A 17211-nucleotide genomic window follows, 5' to 3' on the forward strand; every position below is an offset into this window, starting at 1 on the left:
GAATACAAAGACGCTAAATTAAAGCCAATCAAACGTAAAAAACATGGTCGGTTACAGTCTAGCTATTTCCGGTATGGCTTGGATATGATTGCTAATGCTTATCAAAGAGCAGCTTTTAGCATAAGAGATTTTAAGCTCTGCCTTAAGATTTTAAATCGACCATTACAGGAGCTACTCAAATGAAAAAATCATCGTGTACAGAGATGTTAATTATAATCCACACATGTATAGAGCTTATCTTGGACTTGATATTCCAAAGGGCGATATTGCAATGAAAATATGTGGTGATATTTATAGGTGGCATAATGGAGAAATATTATTATTAGATCACTCCTTTCCTCACTGTCCTCATAATAGGACAAAAACACCAAGAGTTGCCCTTGTTATTGACTTTTTAAAACCAGATAAAAACAGACAGGAAATGTTAAGCCTCGAGACAGATCTTATTAATAAAAGAATGATAGACAACCCTCTTGGCTTAGGAATATTTACAACAGAAGACAAGGTAAGTGATGAAACTTTTAAAAAATATGGGCTAGAATATCAGCTTAATTGGCAAGGGGAAAATATGGTTTAAATCATTATTGACATTATAATATCTAACATTGATCAACAAATTACTAATATAGTCATTTAACCATTCATGAAATCTAATGGGAGTCCGCTATTTTGTTAAATATAAGTATAGTTCAGAAAAAACCTATGCAAATTACTCAAATGCAGATGTTAATGGAAATCACAGAAGAATACTTACGCTCTGCCCAACAGCAAGAAGCTAATATTATTGTATTTCCGGAGTACTATAATGTTCCTATAAATGAAGATATTATTCAAAATACAGCACTAACTAAAAACCATTATCTTTCCATATTTAGCTCATTGGCTAAAGAATATGAAATATGGATGTTTGTCCCTCTTGTTTTTAAAGAAAATACACAAATTTATAATGCAATACTTGTATTTAATGACTTGGGTCATTTGGTTTCAGAATATATAAAAATACATCTTGTTGCTTCTGAACCTGAGATTTTTGAAGAAGGTGATTCTTTACAAATTGTTAAAACACCATGGGGTAATATCGGGCTTGCTATTTGTTATGATATACACTTTCCAAACGTTTTTAGAGAATATGCCAAAAATAACGTTGATGCAGTTATTATTCCTTCAACCATACGCAAGCAACGTGTTGACATGTGGAATCTATTGGTTCGAACTCGAGCTTATGAAAACCATATGTATATGATTGCCTGTAATTTTATAGGTGAAAATAATATTGAAAATAGCAAAATGAGTAATCGCTTCAAAGAAATGGGCGGTATGACATGTATTATTGGACCTGATGGAAAAAATATTGTTTCTGCAGGATTAGACTGCTTAGTTATTTCAGCCTCGATCGATCTAAAACAATCACAATACTCCAAGCTTAATTATTCCAACCTTGAGCTAAATGACGGTCCATATAAAATAGCTATAAGCGACTAATAGACATTAACTGTAATCTAAAAATAATGCTATTTATTGCTCAGCTTGCAGGTTTTTATCAACATTATGCGCCACGGTGCAACCAGCAACTACAGCGGTAAAAGCCGTTGCTAACCAGAATATATAAAAACTTTCAAACACATATGACAACACCAAAGCGACAATACCAATAATCCATACAATTATTTTCATTTTTAAAACTCCTTAACCTTCTTAATATAACTCATGAGAACGTTGCTCAATTTCTTGTGCTGTCATTTTAGTACCTCTACCCCACATTTTCTTGTAGACAAAAGTCGTATAGATAAAAATAATCGGTAGCATAATGACTGCCACAATTAATATGCCAATCAATGAAATCAATGAGCTGCTTGAATTCCAAAGTACCATACTTTGCATAGGCTCAATGCTTGATGGCATGATAAATGGAAACAAGCTAAATCCTAGTGTGAAAACTGCACCAAAGCATGCGATAACACTAGCTGAAAATGCAAGTAGTGGATTTGATTTTTTAGCAAAGTGTAACACCATTATGGCACCAACAAAGCCTAATACAGGCGCGATTAGCATCCAAATATGATTGCCATAATTACGCCACCAACCACCTTGTGTCACTGTCACAACACCACCAGTTAATGGGTGATTGATCGCTTGTGAATACGTGCTTAAGTCACTTGCTAATTGCCAGTGAAAGCCAGGAATAAAGATAAGCCAAATACCACCGATGGCAAATAGGATGATAAAAAGCCATGCACTTACTTTTTGGATTTTGACAAAACGATCTAATAAAACGCCACTGGTGCGCATAGCACAATATGATGCACCATGCATAATCGACATAATGACAGCAAAAATACCAATTAATAGTGCAAATGGTCTTAGTAAGCCAATGAGTGAGATAAAGGCAGGCTCTTGTACCAATTCTTTGGTTTCACCGTAGTAAAAACGTAAGCTATGCGGATCAAATTGAAATGGTAAGCCTAAGAATAAATTGCCAATGGCAACACCGATAATCAAGATGGGAATTAAGCTACCTAAGCATAGCATCCAATCCCAAAAACCAGTCCACTTAGTACTTTCAATTTTGTGGCGATATTCAAAGGCAACAGGACGTAAAAACAAGCCCCATAGCACAATAAGCACACCTAAGTACATACCTGAAAATGAGCCAGCATAGACACGTGGCCAAATCGCAAACAGTCCAGCACCTGCTGTAATTAACCATACTTGATTACCATCCCATGTTGGTGCAACAATATTAATAATAGCACGTTTTTCATTGTCATTTTTACCGACAAAACGCACCAAGATACCAGCACCAAAGTCAAAGCACATCGTCGCAGCTGTCAAAAACATGATAAGACCAACCGCTAACCAACTTAATAACTGAATAACACTATATAAATCCATCATTATTGGTTCTCCTTGATCGTTGCTGGCGCTTTTTTAAGAGGACCACTTGGACCTAGACGCGCAAATTTAAACATTAAATACATTTCAACAGCAAATAATAAGCCATAGAACAAGCAGAATATTACGAGCGTAAACAAAATATCCCAGCCATTGATCATTGATGAGCTTACGGTTGTTGGCAAGATATCATACACTGTCCACGGTTGGCGCCCATGTTCTGTAACAATCCAACCACATAAGCAAGCAATCCACGGTAATGGGATCATATAAAGCATGGTTCGTAAAACCCAACGCTTTTCCCATAAAGTTCTTCTAAAAAGTAAGATCAAGCCCACAACCATCACAAGAAACATAAATACACCAATACCAACCATCACTCTAAAGGTCCAAAATATGGTTGAAACATTTGGTACAGTATCTAAGGCTGCAGCACGGATTTGCTCAGAAGTCGCTTGAGTTAATGGCTCACCGACTGGCAAATAACGTAATAGCAACATACCATAACCTAGATCTTGGTGATATTCGTTATAAGTGGCGTAGTCACTTTTTGCTGCTGAACCATCTCGCATTTTCATCATTGCTTCATAAGCTTTGGCGCCATTAGCAATTCTTGTAGTAACCGCTGGAATCTCTTTGCCTGTCATTACATCAGTATAGCCATTAAACAGTATGGTGTTAACGCCATAAATCTTCTGATCAAAAGAATGCGTTGCTAATAGTCCTAATAATTTAGGCACTTGAATTGAGAAATCATTCTTGCGCTTAGACTGGTTGGGAAAAGCAATGACATTAAAATTAGCCGGAGGCGTTTGTGTGCCCCATTCTGCTTCAATCGCAGCAAGCTTCATTGGTTGGTATTTATAAGCTAAAATGCCCTGCTCATCGCCCATCACCATCACCATTAGTGAAGCGATTAAGCCAAAACCTAAGCCAACACCCATTGAGCGCTTAGCAAAGGCAACATCTCTTTTACGTAATAGATAAAAAGCGCTAATACCAATAACAAAAACAGAAGATGTCACATAACCGGCAATGACTGTGTGCGCAAAGCCAATCTGCGCAATCGGGTTGATAAATAAATCCCATAAGTGTGTCGTTTCCATACGCATAGTTTGCCAGACAAACTCACCACCAACAGGTACTTGCATAAAGCCATTGGCAACCAGAATTAAAAGTGCTGATAAATTTGAACCAATTGCCAAACAGAATGTCACACAGAGATGTTGTTTCTTAGAGAGCTTATTCCAACCCAAGAAAAACATCCCAACAAATGTTGACTCAAGCATAAAGGCAACCAACCCTTCAATGGCTAATGGAGTGCCAAAAATATCACCGACGAATTGCGAATAATATGCCCAGTTTAAACCAAATGAAAATTCCATCGTTAAGCCTGACAGCACACCTATAGCAAAGTTAATCCCTAAGAGTTTACCCCAAAATTTAGTCATGTCCTTATAGACCTGCTTGCCTGTAATAACATACATAAGCTCCATCGTGAAAATAATCCACGTAAGCCCTAGTGTCAATGGTACAAAAATAAAGTGAAAGCATGCAACAAAGGCAAACTGCCAACGCGCAAGCTCCACTGATAATAGACTTGGTATCATTTTACTACCCTTTAGATGATTAAATGTTGTTATCAGTACTAAAGTACCTTATCTGTATTGTAATTCGAGTAACCTGTAGTCTTAAACTATTAGATATAAATCAGTGGCTTAAGCTTGCTGTTTGTTGACATATATCAAGTTTTTGGCACAATGCCTGACAATTCTTATTAGAATAAATAAAACTAAACCGACGTGATACGACAAGTGTACAAACCAACTGATCGCCCTAAAACCTGCCATTTTTGTGATTGTCGTGATTTATGCAATGCACTTAATATTAACTCTTTTAATAATGACAGAATGTTAACTGAGGTTAAATCAATTGTGGTTAATGTTAAAAAAGGTGATGCCCTATATGCGATTAATCGTACTTTAACTACTCTTTATAGCGTGCGCGCCGGTAGTTTTAAACTAGTAAACTCGCATGAACATATCATTGATTTTTGTTTGCAAGGAGATGCTTTAGGGTTTGATGGCATTGAAACCAGTTATCACCAATTAAATGCTATTGCCTTAGAAGATAGTACTGTGTGTGGATTTGATTATCATAGTTTTGTTCAAACAATTTCTATTAATACAATATCAAACTTAGATTTTTTGCAATTAATGAGTAAAAAAATGAATGCCATAACCCATCTTATTGATGCATCGTATGAAGCACATATTAAACTTGCTCAGTTTATATATCGTTTAAGCTATCATCAAAAGCGCTGTGGTTATTCTAACAAGTCATTCACGCTACCGATGAAACATCTTGAAATTGCCAACCACCTTAATCTAAGTATTGAGACAGTTTCTCGCGCATTTAAAACACTGGCCAAAGATGAAATTGTCCAAGCCAAGCACAAGGATATTACCATACTTGATATGCCTAAGCTTAAAACACTGGTATTAGGTTGTAAGTTATAACTTCAGAGCTATTTTCAGTAAGTCAGAAATTGTCGCAACACACACGCTATGCTACACTACACATAGTAGTAGTTAATAAAAGGTTTTTTTATGTCAAAAGATATCCAAATCGTCAAGGTTACCAGTGGACAAAGGGTCTGCTGCCCTATTCCTGAACATGCTTCTTGGAATCAGCACCCGCGCGTATATATTGACCTGCATGATCGAAATGAAGGCGTATGCCCATACTGCAGCACACGCTTTATTGTTGATAATCCATCTACTTCTCATGCGTAAATATCTCATCATCTCACCAAGTTGGGTTGGTGATATGGTGATGTCACAATCACTTTTTCGTTTTCTTAAAACTTTAGATCCACATTGTATAATTGATATTGCAGCACCAAAACACTGTTGTGAATTGGCAAAATTTATGCCTGAAATTAATGAAGCTTTTAAGCTTGATTTTAAACATGGTGAGTTTGGGTTTAGTGCACGCAAGCAAAAAGGACTCGAGTTTAAAGATAAAGAATATAGCAATGCACTGGTTTTACCCAATTCATGGAAGTCAGCACTCATTCCTTTTTTTGCCAAGATTAAAAAACGAACTGGTTGGCATGGTGAAGTGCGATACGTGCTTTTAAATGATCGCCGTAAACTCAACAAAACAAAATACCCGTTAATGATCGAGCGTTTTTGTGCATTGGGCATTGCTAAAAAAGAGCGCTTACCCGCAAAGCTACCTTACCCTAAATTCAACGTTAATAACAGCTTAGTCGAAGCAATTCTTAATAAATACCGCTTAATTAAAGACAAACCAATTATTGCGTTGTGTCCAGGGGCAGAGTTTGGTCCTGCTAAAAAATGGCCAAGTGCCTATTATACTGAGCTTGCGCAATACCTTTTAGATCACGATTATCAAGTGCTTTTACTAGGTGGCAGCAAAGATCAGGAAACAACGTCGGATATTAGTAAAGGTTGCAACCATCACGCACATTTATTTAATTTAGCCGGAAAAACAACGCTTTCAGAAGCAGTTTATCTATTGGCTAGTTGTCAACGTGTTGTAAGCAATGATTCCGGATTAATGCATATTGCCTGCGCGCTTAATATTCCAACACTTGTTATTTATGGCTCAACGTCAGATCAATTCACACCACCACTAAACCCATTAGCAAAGAGTATTCATCTTCCAGGTCTTGAATGTCGTCCTTGTTTTAAACGTGAATGCCCTCTGGGACATATGGATTGCATGAATAAACTGCTACCAAGTACGATTATTGCTGAGCTTGAGAAATTGCCACTAAACTCGCCAACATCATATTCACATAATCCGGATTACTAGGCACCCCTTCAACATTGTGCATTGCTTCTTTGAATGCCTTTGAGCTAATTGCTAATGAACAGCGTTTTAGTGATGGTAATGCTTCCTTAATCGCAGGATAAAGCGATTTATCGACTTTGCTTATAGTAGCTCTTAATTTAGTTAAATCTAGGTCTTTATGGTTGAAACTTTTAGGGTCAGCTAACCATTTACTTAACCAATATTGCTCAATAAACTTTGACATATCCATTTGTAATTGGGTAAAGGTTAAGGTTGGGTAAAGTGGTAACTTTTCCTTGTTGGCAATTGTTTGTATGTTTTGCAATACCTGTATTTCACGTGCTGGTGCGTAAATACTTGTCTTATCTGAATATTTATCAGCAGCGATTAGCTGCATGACTTCGGCACGCTTGGCAATGAAGTTAAATACGTTAGTGAGTTTGCTGATGTCACAATCAGATGCATGTGACATACCGGTTAATATTAGTGCCATAAAACAAACCTTTTTTACTGTTGTTATTATCTTTAACATGATTTTCTTCTCATTGTAAAACCATAAAACTCATGATATTAAGCTACATCAAACGCCTACTTTCAATGCTTTTATATAAAAAATATCAGTTTATCCAGGTTTTTGCTGTTTCATGTGCCACTTCTTGCACTAATTTGGGAACAAGGTATCCTGAGGTCAATGATTTAAGCTCAGTGTGTATTTTTTTTGCACTTACCGTATCGATATCAAAATGCGCAGCACCTTTGATTTTATCTAGCACATGTAAATAATATGGCATCACACCTGCGGCAAAAAGTGACTCAGATAATTCTTTTAGGACATATACATTGTCATTAACCCCTTTAAGTAGGGTTGATTGGTTTAATAACGTAAATTCTGCAGCCTTCTTAAGGGTATTTAGCGCAATAATAACCTCATCATTAATTTCATTGGCATGATTCGCATGAATCACCATAATTTTTTGTAATCGTGTTTCTTTAAATATATCAATAAAATCATTGGTTATTCGCGCAGGCAAAACAACCGGGATACGTGTATGAATACGTAAACGTTTAATATGCGAAATTGCCTCAATTTGCCTCAAAAACCATGCTAATAAGGTATCATTATGCATTAACGGATCACCACCAGAGAAAATCACTTCATCCAGTTCAGTGTTTTTACGTATATAATCAAAAGCATTAAGCCAAAGCATTTTTGATTGCGTTTGTGCTTGATAATCATATTCTCGACGAAAGCAATATCGACAATGCACCGCACACGCAGGATGAAGTATCAATAGCACGCGATTTTTATATTTATGTAAAATGCCTTTTGAAGGATTGAAGTCCCCTTCTTGTAAAGGGTCATTCACATAATCAGTTGTTAATTCAAACTCTCTTATTGATGGCAAAACCTGTAACAATAACGGATCATTAATATCTCCCTTTTTCATACGTGAAGCGAAGCTTAAGGGAATCCGCATTGGAAATGATTTAAGTATAGGTGCATTATAAGATGTAGGATCAATTTCCAAAAAATGTGCTAAATCCTGCCAACGAGCAAATCCAGTTGCCAATGCGTGTTTCCAGTTTGCGCTTTTGCCATATGCTTTAGCTTCTTTATTCGCTTTATCCTGTTGTGTGGTGTGTTTTTCGTGTATCATGTTGGGCGTTTTGAAATAAAGTAGCGCTAATATACTAAAGAGGAAAAAGATGGCAAGTTTTAGTACTAATGAATTTAAAAATGGTCTGAAATTATTAATCGATGGCAATCCAATGGTTATCGTTGAAAACGAGTTTGTTAAACCGGGTAAAGGTCAAGCATTTAATCGGGTTAAGTTACGCAATTTAAAAAATGGTCGCGTCATTGAAAAGACATTTAAATCTGGCGAATCCGTTGACGCTGCGGATGTCTTAGAGGTCTCAGCAAGCTACTCATACTTCGATGGTGAGTTTTATGTCTTTATGCATGACGAAACCTTTGAGCAATATAACGTTACTGAAACAGCGTTAGCTGATAGTAAAAAATGGATCAAAGAGCAAGACCAATGCGCGATCACTTTGTTTAACGGTGAACCGATTAGCGTTACCCCACCAAACTTTGTACAACTCAAAATTGTTGAAACAGATCCAGGCTTAAAGGGTGACACAGCAGGTACTGGTGGAAAACCGGCAACACTTGAAACAGGTGCTGTAGTCAAAGTGCCTTTATTTGTCCAAGTTGATGAAGTCATCAAAGTAGATACACGTACTGCTGAATACGTTTCACGCGCTAAGGACTAAGGTTGTGAGCGACGTGGCACAAACAAAAAGCAATCTTATCTGGCTTGATCTTGAAATGACTGGCCTTGAGATTGATATATGTCATATTATTGAAATCGCTGCCATTATTACCGATCCAGATTTGAATATTTTGGCTGAGTCACCTGCGATTGCCATTTATCAAAATGAAGAGGTATTAAAAAGCATGAATTCATGGTGTGTTAAAACACATGGTGAATCTGGCTTAACGGAACGTGTCAGACAAAGCAAAATTGGTTTAAATGAAGCAGAGCATTTGATTCTTGACTTTATTAAGCCACATGTCAAAAAAGGCCAGTCTCCTTTGTGTGGTAATTCTGTATGGCAAGATCGTAAATTTTTAGCCAAATATATGCCAACTTTGGAAGATTATTTTCATTATCGCTTGTTTGATGTCAGTTCATTTAAAATTGCCGCTTCATTCTGGCGCCCAGAGATTTTGCAGCAATTCAACAAACAAAGTACACATTTAGCTTTAGATGATATTAAAGCGTCAATCGATGAGATGAAGTTTTATCAGGCTAACTTATTAAATCTAGATAAGTAGCGCAATGCTTGACTAAGTAGTGTTGAAGCCACCTACCAACTAGCGATTGCTTACTACATACTGTTTTGTTAACACAATTTTTTCTTTAAGATATAAATTCAGCTCAAAAACATCATTGAGTTTAATTTCACCAACGCCTTCAGGTGTCCCTGTCATCACAATATCATGATCTGCTAATGTGAAATAGCGTTGAATATAATGCACCAGATCTTGTGGTTTATACAACATATTTTGATATATACCATGCTGTTTCACAATGCCATTGATTATTAATTTAAATGAAAAATCTGCTAAATCACTCACCTTCTCTAACGGTATAAACTCACTAAAAACTGCTGCACCATCAAATCCTTTGGCTTTTTCCCATGGCAGTCCTTCTTGCTTAAGCTTACTTTGTAGATTGCGATCCGTTAAGTCAAACCCTAAGCCAATGCCTACAATTTTTTGTGATTCCATTAATAAGCATAACTCTGTTTCATAGTGCAGTGTACGCGCGGAATCAATTGCCAAAGCCTCACTAATCGCTGAATTGGGCTTGATAAAAAGCACAGGGTCTTTAGGCACTTCATTATTAAGCTCTTTAATATGATTTAAATAATTACGTCCAACACACACTATTTTTAAAGGGGAAACTCTTTTACGATTAAAAGTAACAGTTTGCATATACATTTCATGACTCTAATCAAAGTAGAGTAAGGCTAACAGTTTCTATACCCATCGTAAATCATTTTGCGGTGCTTGGTTACAAAGTAGTTTATGATGGGTAAAATCCTCTGTAATGCGTAACATAAGCAAAAATCCTTAAATTAATCGATTGAATATTTGATTGATTTAAGATTTTTTCTTATGATAGCCAGCCGTTCTTAACCCATTAATGGAAACAATTACACCTATGTTTAACAAAAGTTTTATGACAAATCTTATCGCCTTAATCATTAGTATTTTAGGTGTGTTATTTGCTAACACTCAACTTAAGGCCGTTGGTTTCTATGCACTTTCTGGCGCCATTACCAATTGGCTTGCAATTGTAATGCTTTTTGACAAAATTCCCTTCGTTTATGGCTCAGGCGTTATTCCACGCCAATTTGAAGGCTTTAAACGTGCAATTAAAAATATGCTATTAAAGCAATTTTTCAAAACTGAATATCTTGAGCGTTTCTTATTGAGCACTTTTTCTAATGAAAAAAACAGCCTCAAAGATACGATTGCTAAAAAGGTTGATTATGATTTGCTATTTGATAGTTTTGTTGAGGCAATCATGGAAAGCCAATTTGGCAGCATGATTGAATCTTTTTTAGGCGGAAGGGATGCGATTGAGCCGATGCGCGCCTCTTTCAAAGTCAAAATGGAAAAATCAATCATGGCGATGCTAAGTAATGCTAATCACAATGGCAGTTTTAAGCTTGATCAATTAAACGCCCATCATATTGCTGAAAAGCTTGAGTCTATGATTGATGCGCGTTTAGAAGAGCTAACACCTAAAATGGTTAAAAATATCATTCAAGAGATGATTAGAAAACATCTTGGCTGGTTAGTGGTTTGGGGAGGTGTTTTTGGTGCTATTATTGGGCTTATTGCCAGTTTTTTTAATTAATATGCTCTTGGCACAATTGCTCGGCAATACCAATGTAATTGGCTGGCGTCATCGCTTTTAGACTTTCTTTCACTGCATGTGGTAAAGTTAAATCATCAATAAAAATTGATAAATCATTCAGTGAGATGCGCTTGCCACGCGTTAATTCTTTGAGTTTCTCATAAGGTTTTTCAATACCATAACGACGCATGACGGTTTGTACTGCTTCACCTAAGACTTCAACATTATGTTTTAAGTCGTCTAAAATCGGTTCGCGATTCAATTCAAGCTTTTTCATACCTTTTAACATCGCTTGATAAGCAATTAGGCTATAAGCTAACCCTACACCAATGTTACGCAATACTGTTGAATCGGTCAGGTCACGTTGCCAACGTGAGATTGGCAGTTTAGCAGATAAATGATTCATTAACGCATTAGCAAGGCCCAAATTGCCTTCAGCATTTTCAAAATCGATTGGGTTAACTTTGTGTGGCATGGTTGATGAACCAATCTCACCAGCAATGGTTTTTTGTTTGAAGTAATTGAGAGAAATATATCCCCAAATATCACGATTAAAGTCAATACAAATCGTATTAATGCGACATAAGCAATCAAAGCATTCAGCAACATAGTCATGTGGCTCGATCTGTGTTGTTAATGGGTTGTAGCTTAACCCTAAGCTCTTGACAAAGGACTTAGACAGTTTTTGCCAGTCAATATCAGGATATGCTGCAACATGCGCATTAAAATTACCGACCGCACCATTGATTTTCCCCAAATACTCAATTTGCGTTAATTGCTTTATTTGACGTGATAAGCGATAAGCGACATTAATAAGCTCTTTGCCAAGCGTTGTAGGTGAGGCAGGTTGCCCATGAGTGCGTGATAACATCGGCTGATCAGCAAAGTCACTTGCTAACTTTTGAATAAAATCTTGCACCTGTTTAATTTCAGGTAATACGACCTTTTCAATCGCATTTTTTAACATCAAGGCATAAGAAAGATTATTGATATCTTCAGAAGTGCAGGCAAAGTGAATAAACTCGCTGATATTAGCAAGCTCTGCATCCTCTGTAATTTTATCTTTAATAAAATACTCAACGGCTTTGACATCATGATTCGTGGTTTTCTCAATCTCTTTGACTGTAAGCGCATCCTGTTCACTAAAGTTATTCACAATACCATCTAAAACAGCTAAGGCGTCATGCGATAAGTGTGGTATTTCAGCAATATCAGGTGTATTAGCAAGATGCTTCAGCCACTTGACCTCAACAAGTGTTCGATAATAAATCAGACCATACTCACTTAAAAAAGGACGTAAAAGAGACGCTTTGTCAGCATAGCGACCATCAACAGGTGACAAACAAAATATGGAATCCATCAACAAGACTCAACATTCAAAAATAAAGGTATCAAGATTGTAACAAAAACTATTCAATACCCTCAAACGCTATTTCTAAAATTTCTCATGATTTTTGCAGTTATGATTTAATATTTGCCCCTCCAAGAGAAATCAAGAAGTGTACTTGAAACAGGATACTAGACTTCGACTTATATTAGATTACTACTTATGCAGTAAAAATAAGTGGTATATAATCATGACCATTTTTATGATTTTTCAATCGCAAGTAGACTGCACTTTACTTTACTTTGAGCGTTAAATCCGCTATTTTCCTTACCATTATGACCAAGCTTTAAATGTGGCTTTTATGGCTTATTATATCTATGACAATATTGAAATGATTCGCGTATTTGGCACGGATTGCGTGAAGTTTCTGCAAGGGCAACTAACCAATGATGTGACGTTGCTTAATGCAGATAACCCGATACAGCTAAACGCGCTATGCAACCAAAAGGGACGCATTATTGCCCTATTCTTTATGCATTTTATTGTGGAAAATGAATTTCTATTAGCCTTACCTAGCAATCTTGCTGATCAAACATTACAAGCCCTTAGAAAATACGCTGTATTTTCTAAGATTACCTTTGAGACTTCTGATCAATACCAACTGGTTTATAGCCAAAATCAAAATGAAGAAGGTTTTTTTCTGCAACACACTATTATTGATGTTTCTCAACAGCTAGCAGCGAACTCATTAAGTTTTGATGAAGTGCAAAAAGAGAATATTTGTCAACAATTACCAATGATTGATATTCATAATAGTGAGGTTTTTTTGCCGGCAGAGCTTAATCTTGATCGCCTATATGTGGTTAGCTATCAAAAAGGCTGCTTTATGGGACAGGAAATTATTGCACGCATGAAATATCGCGGTAATTTAAAAAAATCTCTGTTAAGCATTAAAACAGATAAGGCATTACCCACTGCCGAGAAACTGCAAAGCCTTGAAGGCAAAAATATTGCTAATATTGTCAATCAGGTTGATATTAATGATCACAGCTATGTGCTTGCTGTATTTAATCAAGTCATTGACAATACACCAATTATTCTACAAGACGATATCCATGCCAAAATTATTGCTTAAAATAATATGCATCAATTAAATCCACAGCAACAACAGGCGGTTGAGTATATTAATGGTCCATTACTAGTACTAGCAGGAGCTGGCAGTGGTAAAACCAGTGTGATTACTGAGAAAATCGCCTATTTAATTCAAAAGTGTCATTACAAGGCAAACAGTATCTTAGCGGTTACTTTTACCAATAAAGCAGCCAAAGAGATGAAATCACGTGTGCAATCACGCCTTGAAGGTGAGAATACCAGAGGCTTGCGTATTTCCACCTTTCATAATCTTGGATTAACTTTATTGCGCAAGCACCATGCCCTGCTCGGTTATAAGGCCAATTTCACCCTTTTTGATGAGCAAGATGCGATTACTCTTATTCATGAGATTGCCTATAGCGCTTTCCAATCAACCAAACAGGCAGCTGCTGAATTTAAACAACAAATTTCATTGTGGAAAAATGCACTATTAACACCGACTGAAGTTGCACTTGCAGGTAATGACCATTTAAAACAAGCACATGAAGTGTATATTCAATATCAAAAGTATCTTAAAGCTTATAATGCGGTAGATTTTGATGATTTAATCTTTATTCCCGTACAATTATTGAAAAAACATCCTGAGGTTAAAGAGTATTGGCAAAAGCGATTTCATTATATGTTAATTGATGAATACCAAGATACCAACGAAAGCCAATATAAACTCATGCAGCTATTGGTGTCACAGCGTCAACAATTTACTGTGGTGGGTGATGATGACCAGTCAATTTATGCCTGGCGTGGTGCTCGCCCTGAAAATTTATCCCTTTTGCAACAAGATTATCCGAAACTCAAAGTTATCAAACTTGAGCAAAACTATCGCTCAAGTGGGCGTATTCTGCATGCTGCTAATACCTTAATTGATAATAATCCCCATTTATTTACCAAAAAACTTTGGTCAGCTCATCACTATGGTGAACCGATTCGTGTGCTGGTGACTAAAAGTGAAGAAGATGAGGCCCAACGTATCGCTAGTGAAGTTATGACGCACAAAGTCAAAAATAATACGTATTTTAAAGACTATGCCGTGCTTATTCGTGGCAATCACCAATCTTTTTTGATTGAGCGTTATTTTCAGCTATATAAAATCCCCTATGCCATTAGTGGTGGTGGTTCATTTTTTGCTAAAACAGAGATTAAAGATGCTTTGGCATATTTTAAGTTACTTGTGAATGATCAAGATGACTGTGCATTTTTGCGTGTTATTAATACACCCAGACGTGAGATAGGCCCATCCACACTTGAGAAACTCGGTGAATATGCGACATCACGGCATATTTCATTGTTTAGTGCTATAGATGAAATAGGATTAACACAGATGTTGAAGCCTCTTGCTATTGAAAAGCTTAAAACCTTTAAACAATTCATTTATGACTATCAGCAGAAGATTAAAGATATGCATCATTTGGCAACGCATTTGATCAACATGATGGAAAGTATTAATTACCATACTTGGCTGGTTGACAATACGAACTCATTGGCGCAAGCAGAAAAACGCTACAAAAACGTGCAAGATTTAATTGCTTGGATATGTGAGAAAAGCGAAGATATAAGTGATGCTGAAAATATAGCAGATGTGGAAGAAGTAAAAAATACAGCAAGCCAGTCCACAGAGATAAATTTTGCTGAGACAATTAATCGCATGCTGCTATTAGATATCATTGATCGCGAGCAAGAACAAAAAGAAGATGAAAAAGTCCAAATACTCACCGTCCATGCCTCAAAAGGTTTAGAGTATCCACATGTATATATTATGGGTGTTGAGGAAGGTTTGTTACCGCATCAGCAAAGTATTGAAGATAACTTTGTTGAAGAAGAGCGTCGTTTAGCTTATGTCGCAATTACCAGAGCAAAACACACACTCACCCTAACCTTAACCAAAGCACGTAAAAAATTTGGTGAAATAATCCCATCAAAACCTAGTCGCTTTATCGATGAGTTACCACAAGATGATCTTAGCTGGAGTGGCAAATCAGAAACCACACAAGCTGAAAGAAAGACACTTGCTAAGAGCAATTTAAGCTTATTAAAGAATCGCTTTACATAGTTGTCGTAAACAAAAAGGCATCTTCATCAGCCAAATATTTGGTGTTAATTTTAAATGATTTTGTAAACTCATTATCAAGTATTACTTTTTTTGGCGTATCCATTTTTATTAATTTACCATTATCGATCAACAGCATTTGATCACAAAATTGCGCTGCTAAATTCAAATCATGCATCACCATAATAACACCTAAGTTATGGCGTTTTAATAATTCATCTAAAACATCAAAAACTTTAGCTTGTTGATAAAGATCTAATCCAGTAGCATGCTCATCTAATAGCAACCATTTTTCTTCATGACTATCACTGGCAATAATTTGCAATATAACGCGTGCCAGATGAATGCGTTGTTTTTGACCGCCTGAAAGCATATGAAAAGGTATTTCACATTGTTTAGATATACTTAATAATTCACAAATCTCGCTGATTAGTTTTACTTTACGATTGGTATTTAACTGATGCGCATAAAACCCCATTTTAATAATATCATTAGCGGTATAGTTGAATAAAACTTGTGTGTTTTGCGCAAGATAAGCAAATCTTTGAGCGCGCCTTTTGGGGGTAAATTGCGCTACATCTTCGCCATTAAGTAAAACCTTCCCTTTGATCCTTTTATGTGAAACTCTGGCAGATATCACATCAAGTAGTGAAGTTTTTCCTGCTCCATTTATACCAATAATCGCATATTTTTCACCTGATTTAAATAACGCATTAACATCAAAAATCCTTGCCGCAACATTAATGTTTCTTAATTCAAGCATATATATTTCATCTAACTGAACCTTGATTGATAACAACTATAAAGAAAAGCCAATGATATGGCAATTCACTAATATTCGGATAGGCAAATACCTATTGCTCTAAATATTTGTATATCCAAATATTTAAATATTCGGATATGCGGATATTTAAATATACGTAAAATTAGATATTTGTAAATTCAATTAAATATATATCATTTGACTCCCCTGCCCTCATCGGTAAAAATAGATACACATTAAGATGATGAGGGTATATTTACATGTCGATATTAAAAAACTTAGGATCAACATATCAAACAGAATTATGTTTAAAGGCGTTTAAAGCATTGTCTAATCCAGATAGATTTAATATTGCACTATGGCTTTTAGAGCCTAAAAAGAATTTTTTCTCCGAGAAAATTGACATCGAAAAAGATGGTGTCACCATCAATATGATTATGCAAAAATTAGACCTCTCTCAATCTGTTACGTCACAACATATTCAACAACTTGAAGAAGCCGGTATTATTACATGTGAACGCAAAGCGCAATTTAGAATGTGCAAATTAAATAAGACCTATACGCGTCAGATGTTTGAATCAATTGCTGATATGTTTCAATAACCCCCCTTCTGCCCTTTAACACTCGATAGTAAAATGCTTTTGCATGAGTATATCAAGCATGCCACCTTCATCACTTTGTTTATTAAAACTAAATAAATATATATCTTATTAAGGCTGTGCACTCCTTACTATTGCGGCATTAGGATATGTTAAATGCAAGGTAAGAAACGCTA

20 protein-coding genes are annotated in these 17211 nt (G+C 36.1%); 12 read left to right on the forward strand and 8 right to left on the reverse strand.

Annotated features, from left to right (window positions below; genetic code table 11):
• The 3 genes from DNK85_RS06680 to DNK85_RS06690 all read left to right on the forward strand — a co-directional run.
• Nucleotides 1-183: hypothetical protein (locus DNK85_RS06680; protein WP_119328804.1), on the forward strand; the 183-nt coding region annotated here is incomplete at its 5' end.
• A 10-nt stretch (nucleotides 184-193) separates the two neighbouring features.
• Entirely contained in the window at nucleotides 194-577 is a 384-nt protein-coding gene (locus tag DNK85_RS06685; protein WP_119328805.1) for an aspartyl/asparaginyl beta-hydroxylase domain-containing protein, read from the forward strand.
• A 92-nt stretch (nucleotides 578-669) separates the two neighbouring features.
• A complete protein-coding gene (locus DNK85_RS06690) occupies nucleotides 670-1482 on the forward strand; it encodes a carbon-nitrogen hydrolase family protein (RefSeq protein WP_162896567.1) in 813 nt (270 codons plus the stop codon).
• Between the two features lie 33 nt (nucleotides 1483-1515).
• Here the strand turns inward: DNK85_RS06690 and DNK85_RS11520 are convergent, their stop codons facing one another.
• From DNK85_RS11520 to DNK85_RS06700, 3 genes are read right to left on the reverse strand one after another with little or no spacing between them, the layout of a single operon-like run.
• Entirely contained in the window at nucleotides 1516-1674 is a 159-nt protein-coding gene (locus DNK85_RS11520; protein WP_162896568.1) for a hypothetical protein, read from the reverse strand.
• Nucleotides 1675-1695: 21 nt separating this feature from the next.
• The gene (gene cydB, locus DNK85_RS06695; RefSeq protein WP_119328807.1) at nucleotides 1696-2895 is read right to left on the reverse strand and encodes a cytochrome d ubiquinol oxidase subunit II; all 1200 of its coding nucleotides are present in this window, start codon (nucleotides 2893-2895) and stop codon (nucleotides 1696-1698) included.
• Nucleotides 2895-4502: a cytochrome ubiquinol oxidase subunit I gene (locus tag DNK85_RS06700; RefSeq protein ID WP_119328808.1), complete on the reverse strand. Its 1608-nt coding sequence runs from the start codon at nucleotides 4500-4502 to the stop codon at nucleotides 2895-2897. The genes cydB and DNK85_RS06700 overlap by 1 nt, the downstream gene beginning before the upstream one ends.
• Before the next feature lie 192 nt (nucleotides 4503-4694).
• On the opposite strand from DNK85_RS06700, the gene DNK85_RS06705 reads away from it, so the two are divergent.
• From DNK85_RS06705 to waaF, 3 genes are all read left to right on the forward strand, one after another.
• Complete coding sequence (locus DNK85_RS06705) at nucleotides 4695-5411, forward strand: Crp/Fnr family transcriptional regulator (RefSeq protein WP_162896569.1); 717 nt, start codon at nucleotides 4695-4697, stop codon at nucleotides 5409-5411.
• Between the two features lie 90 nt (nucleotides 5412-5501).
• Nucleotides 5502-5687 (forward strand): zinc-finger domain-containing protein, encoded by a 186-nt coding sequence (locus DNK85_RS06710; protein WP_119328810.1) that lies wholly within the window; start codon nucleotides 5502-5504, stop codon nucleotides 5685-5687.
• Nucleotides 5611-6735: a lipopolysaccharide heptosyltransferase II gene (gene waaF / locus DNK85_RS06715; protein WP_235842400.1), complete on the forward strand. Its 1125-nt coding sequence runs from the start codon at nucleotides 5611-5613 to the stop codon at nucleotides 6733-6735. Before DNK85_RS06710 ends, waaF begins: the two co-directional genes overlap by 77 nt.
• Here the strand turns inward: waaF and DNK85_RS06720 are convergent.
• Together DNK85_RS06720 and epmB are read right to left on the reverse strand one after the other, a co-directional pair.
• The gene (locus DNK85_RS06720; protein WP_119328812.1) at nucleotides 6668-7246 is read right to left on the reverse strand and encodes a chorismate mutase family protein; all 579 of its coding nucleotides are present in this window, start codon (nucleotides 7244-7246) and stop codon (nucleotides 6668-6670) included. The genes waaF and DNK85_RS06720 overlap by 68 nt on opposite strands.
• A gap of 85 nt (nucleotides 7247-7331) precedes the next feature.
• The gene (epmB, locus tag DNK85_RS06725; RefSeq protein ID WP_119328813.1) at nucleotides 7332-8372 is read right to left on the reverse strand and encodes an EF-P beta-lysylation protein EpmB; all 1041 of its coding nucleotides are present in this window, start codon (nucleotides 8370-8372) and stop codon (nucleotides 7332-7334) included.
• Nucleotides 8373-8421: 49 nt separating this feature from the next.
• On the opposite strand from epmB, the gene efp reads away from it, so the two are divergent.
• Together efp and orn are read left to right on the forward strand one after the other, a co-directional pair.
• Nucleotides 8422-8991, forward strand: a complete 570-nt coding sequence (gene efp, locus DNK85_RS06730) for an elongation factor P (RefSeq protein ID WP_119328814.1) — start codon at nucleotides 8422-8424, stop codon at nucleotides 8989-8991.
• 13 nt (nucleotides 8992-9004) lie between these two features.
• On the forward strand, nucleotides 9005-9556 hold the full coding sequence (gene orn / locus DNK85_RS06735) for an oligoribonuclease (protein WP_119328882.1): 552 nt from the start codon (nucleotides 9005-9007) through the stop codon (nucleotides 9554-9556).
• Nucleotides 9557-9595: 39 nt separating this feature from the next.
• Here orn and DNK85_RS06740 read toward each other — a convergent pair whose 3' ends face one another.
• Complete coding sequence (locus DNK85_RS06740; RefSeq protein WP_119328883.1) at nucleotides 9596-10219, reverse strand: fumarylacetoacetate hydrolase family protein; 624 nt, start codon at nucleotides 10217-10219, stop codon at nucleotides 9596-9598.
• Nucleotides 10220-10448: 229 nt separating this feature from the next.
• On the opposite strand from DNK85_RS06740, the gene DNK85_RS06745 reads away from it, so the two are divergent.
• Nucleotides 10449-11150: a DUF445 domain-containing protein gene (locus DNK85_RS06745; protein WP_119328815.1), complete on the forward strand. Its 702-nt coding sequence runs from the start codon at nucleotides 10449-10451 to the stop codon at nucleotides 11148-11150.
• On the opposite strand, the gene purB is transcribed toward DNK85_RS06745, so the two are convergent.
• Nucleotides 11143-12510 carry an adenylosuccinate lyase gene (gene purB, locus DNK85_RS06750; RefSeq protein ID WP_407919666.1) on the reverse strand — a complete coding sequence of 456 codons (1368 nt, stop codon included), beginning with the start codon at nucleotides 12508-12510 and terminating at the stop codon, nucleotides 11143-11145. The two genes, DNK85_RS06745 and purB, sit on opposite strands and share 8 nt — an antisense overlap.
• A gap of 328 nt (nucleotides 12511-12838) precedes the next feature.
• On the opposite strand from purB, the gene ygfZ reads away from it, so the two are divergent.
• Both ygfZ and DNK85_RS06760 read left to right on the forward strand, forming a co-directional pair.
• Entirely contained in the window at nucleotides 12839-13612 is a 774-nt protein-coding gene (gene ygfZ, locus DNK85_RS06755) for a CAF17-like 4Fe-4S cluster assembly/insertion protein YgfZ (RefSeq protein WP_119328817.1), read from the forward strand.
• A gap of 6 nt (nucleotides 13613-13618) precedes the next feature.
• A complete protein-coding gene (locus DNK85_RS06760; protein ID WP_119328818.1) occupies nucleotides 13619-15676 on the forward strand; it encodes a UvrD-helicase domain-containing protein in 2058 nt (685 codons plus the stop codon).
• On the opposite strand, the gene DNK85_RS06765 is transcribed toward DNK85_RS06760, so the two are convergent.
• Entirely contained in the window at nucleotides 15669-16436 is a 768-nt protein-coding gene (locus DNK85_RS06765) for an ATP-binding cassette domain-containing protein (RefSeq protein WP_119328819.1), read from the reverse strand. The two genes, DNK85_RS06760 and DNK85_RS06765, sit on opposite strands and share 8 nt — an antisense overlap.
• A 260-nt stretch (nucleotides 16437-16696) precedes the next feature.
• Here DNK85_RS06765 and DNK85_RS06770 point away from each other — a divergent pair, with 260 nt between their 5' ends.
• Nucleotides 16697-17038 carry an ArsR/SmtB family transcription factor gene (locus DNK85_RS06770; RefSeq protein WP_119328820.1) on the forward strand — a complete coding sequence of 114 codons (342 nt, stop codon included), beginning with the start codon at nucleotides 16697-16699 and terminating at the stop codon, nucleotides 17036-17038.
• Nucleotides 17039-17211: the final 173 nt, after the last annotated feature.

The organism is Cysteiniphilum halobium, from assembly GCF_003574425.1.
In the GTDB taxonomy this organism is placed as follows: Bacteria; Pseudomonadota; Gammaproteobacteria; order Francisellales; family Francisellaceae; genus Caedibacter; species Caedibacter halobius.

Bases quoted from the DNA above. Each gene is read 5' to 3' on its own strand.
- DNK85_RS06700 (WP_119328808.1), bottom strand. From the start codon at position 4,502: ATGATACCAAGTCTATTATCAGTGGAGCTTGCGCGTTGGCAGTTTGCC.
- waaF (WP_235842400.1), top strand. From the start codon at position 5,611: ATGATCGAAATGAAGGCGTATGCCCATACTGCAGCACACGCTTTATTG.
- DNK85_RS06745 (WP_119328815.1), top strand. From the start codon at position 10,449: ATGTTTAACAAAAGTTTTATGACAAATCTTATCGCCTTAATCATTAGT.
- DNK85_RS11520 (WP_162896568.1), bottom strand. From the start codon at position 1,674: ATGAAAATAATTGTATGGATTATTGGTATTGTCGCTTTGGTGTTGTCA.
- purB (WP_407919666.1), bottom strand. From the start codon at position 12,510: ATGGATTCCATATTTTGTTTGTCACCTGTTGATGGTCGCTATGCTGAC.
- DNK85_RS06710 (WP_119328810.1), top strand. From the start codon at position 5,502: ATGTCAAAAGATATCCAAATCGTCAAGGTTACCAGTGGACAAAGGGTC.
- ygfZ (WP_119328817.1), top strand. From the start codon at position 12,839: ATGGCTTATTATATCTATGACAATATTGAAATGATTCGCGTATTTGGC.
- DNK85_RS06740 (WP_119328883.1), bottom strand. From the start codon at position 10,219: ATGCAAACTGTTACTTTTAATCGTAAAAGAGTTTCCCCTTTAAAAATA.
- DNK85_RS06720 (WP_119328812.1), bottom strand. From the start codon at position 7,246: ATGTTAAAGATAATAACAACAGTAAAAAAGGTTTGTTTTATGGCACTA.
- epmB (WP_119328813.1), bottom strand. From the start codon at position 8,372: ATGATACACGAAAAACACACCACACAACAGGATAAAGCGAATAAAGAA.
- DNK85_RS06770 (WP_119328820.1), top strand. From the start codon at position 16,697: ATGTCGATATTAAAAAACTTAGGATCAACATATCAAACAGAATTATGT.
- DNK85_RS06765 (WP_119328819.1), bottom strand. From the start codon at position 16,436: ATGCTTGAATTAAGAAACATTAATGTTGCGGCAAGGATTTTTGATGTT.
- DNK85_RS06760 (WP_119328818.1), top strand. From the start codon at position 13,619: ATGCATCAATTAAATCCACAGCAACAACAGGCGGTTGAGTATATTAAT.
- efp (WP_119328814.1), top strand. From the start codon at position 8,422: ATGGCAAGTTTTAGTACTAATGAATTTAAAAATGGTCTGAAATTATTA.
- cydB (WP_119328807.1), bottom strand. From the start codon at position 2,895: ATGATGGATTTATATAGTGTTATTCAGTTATTAAGTTGGTTAGCGGTT.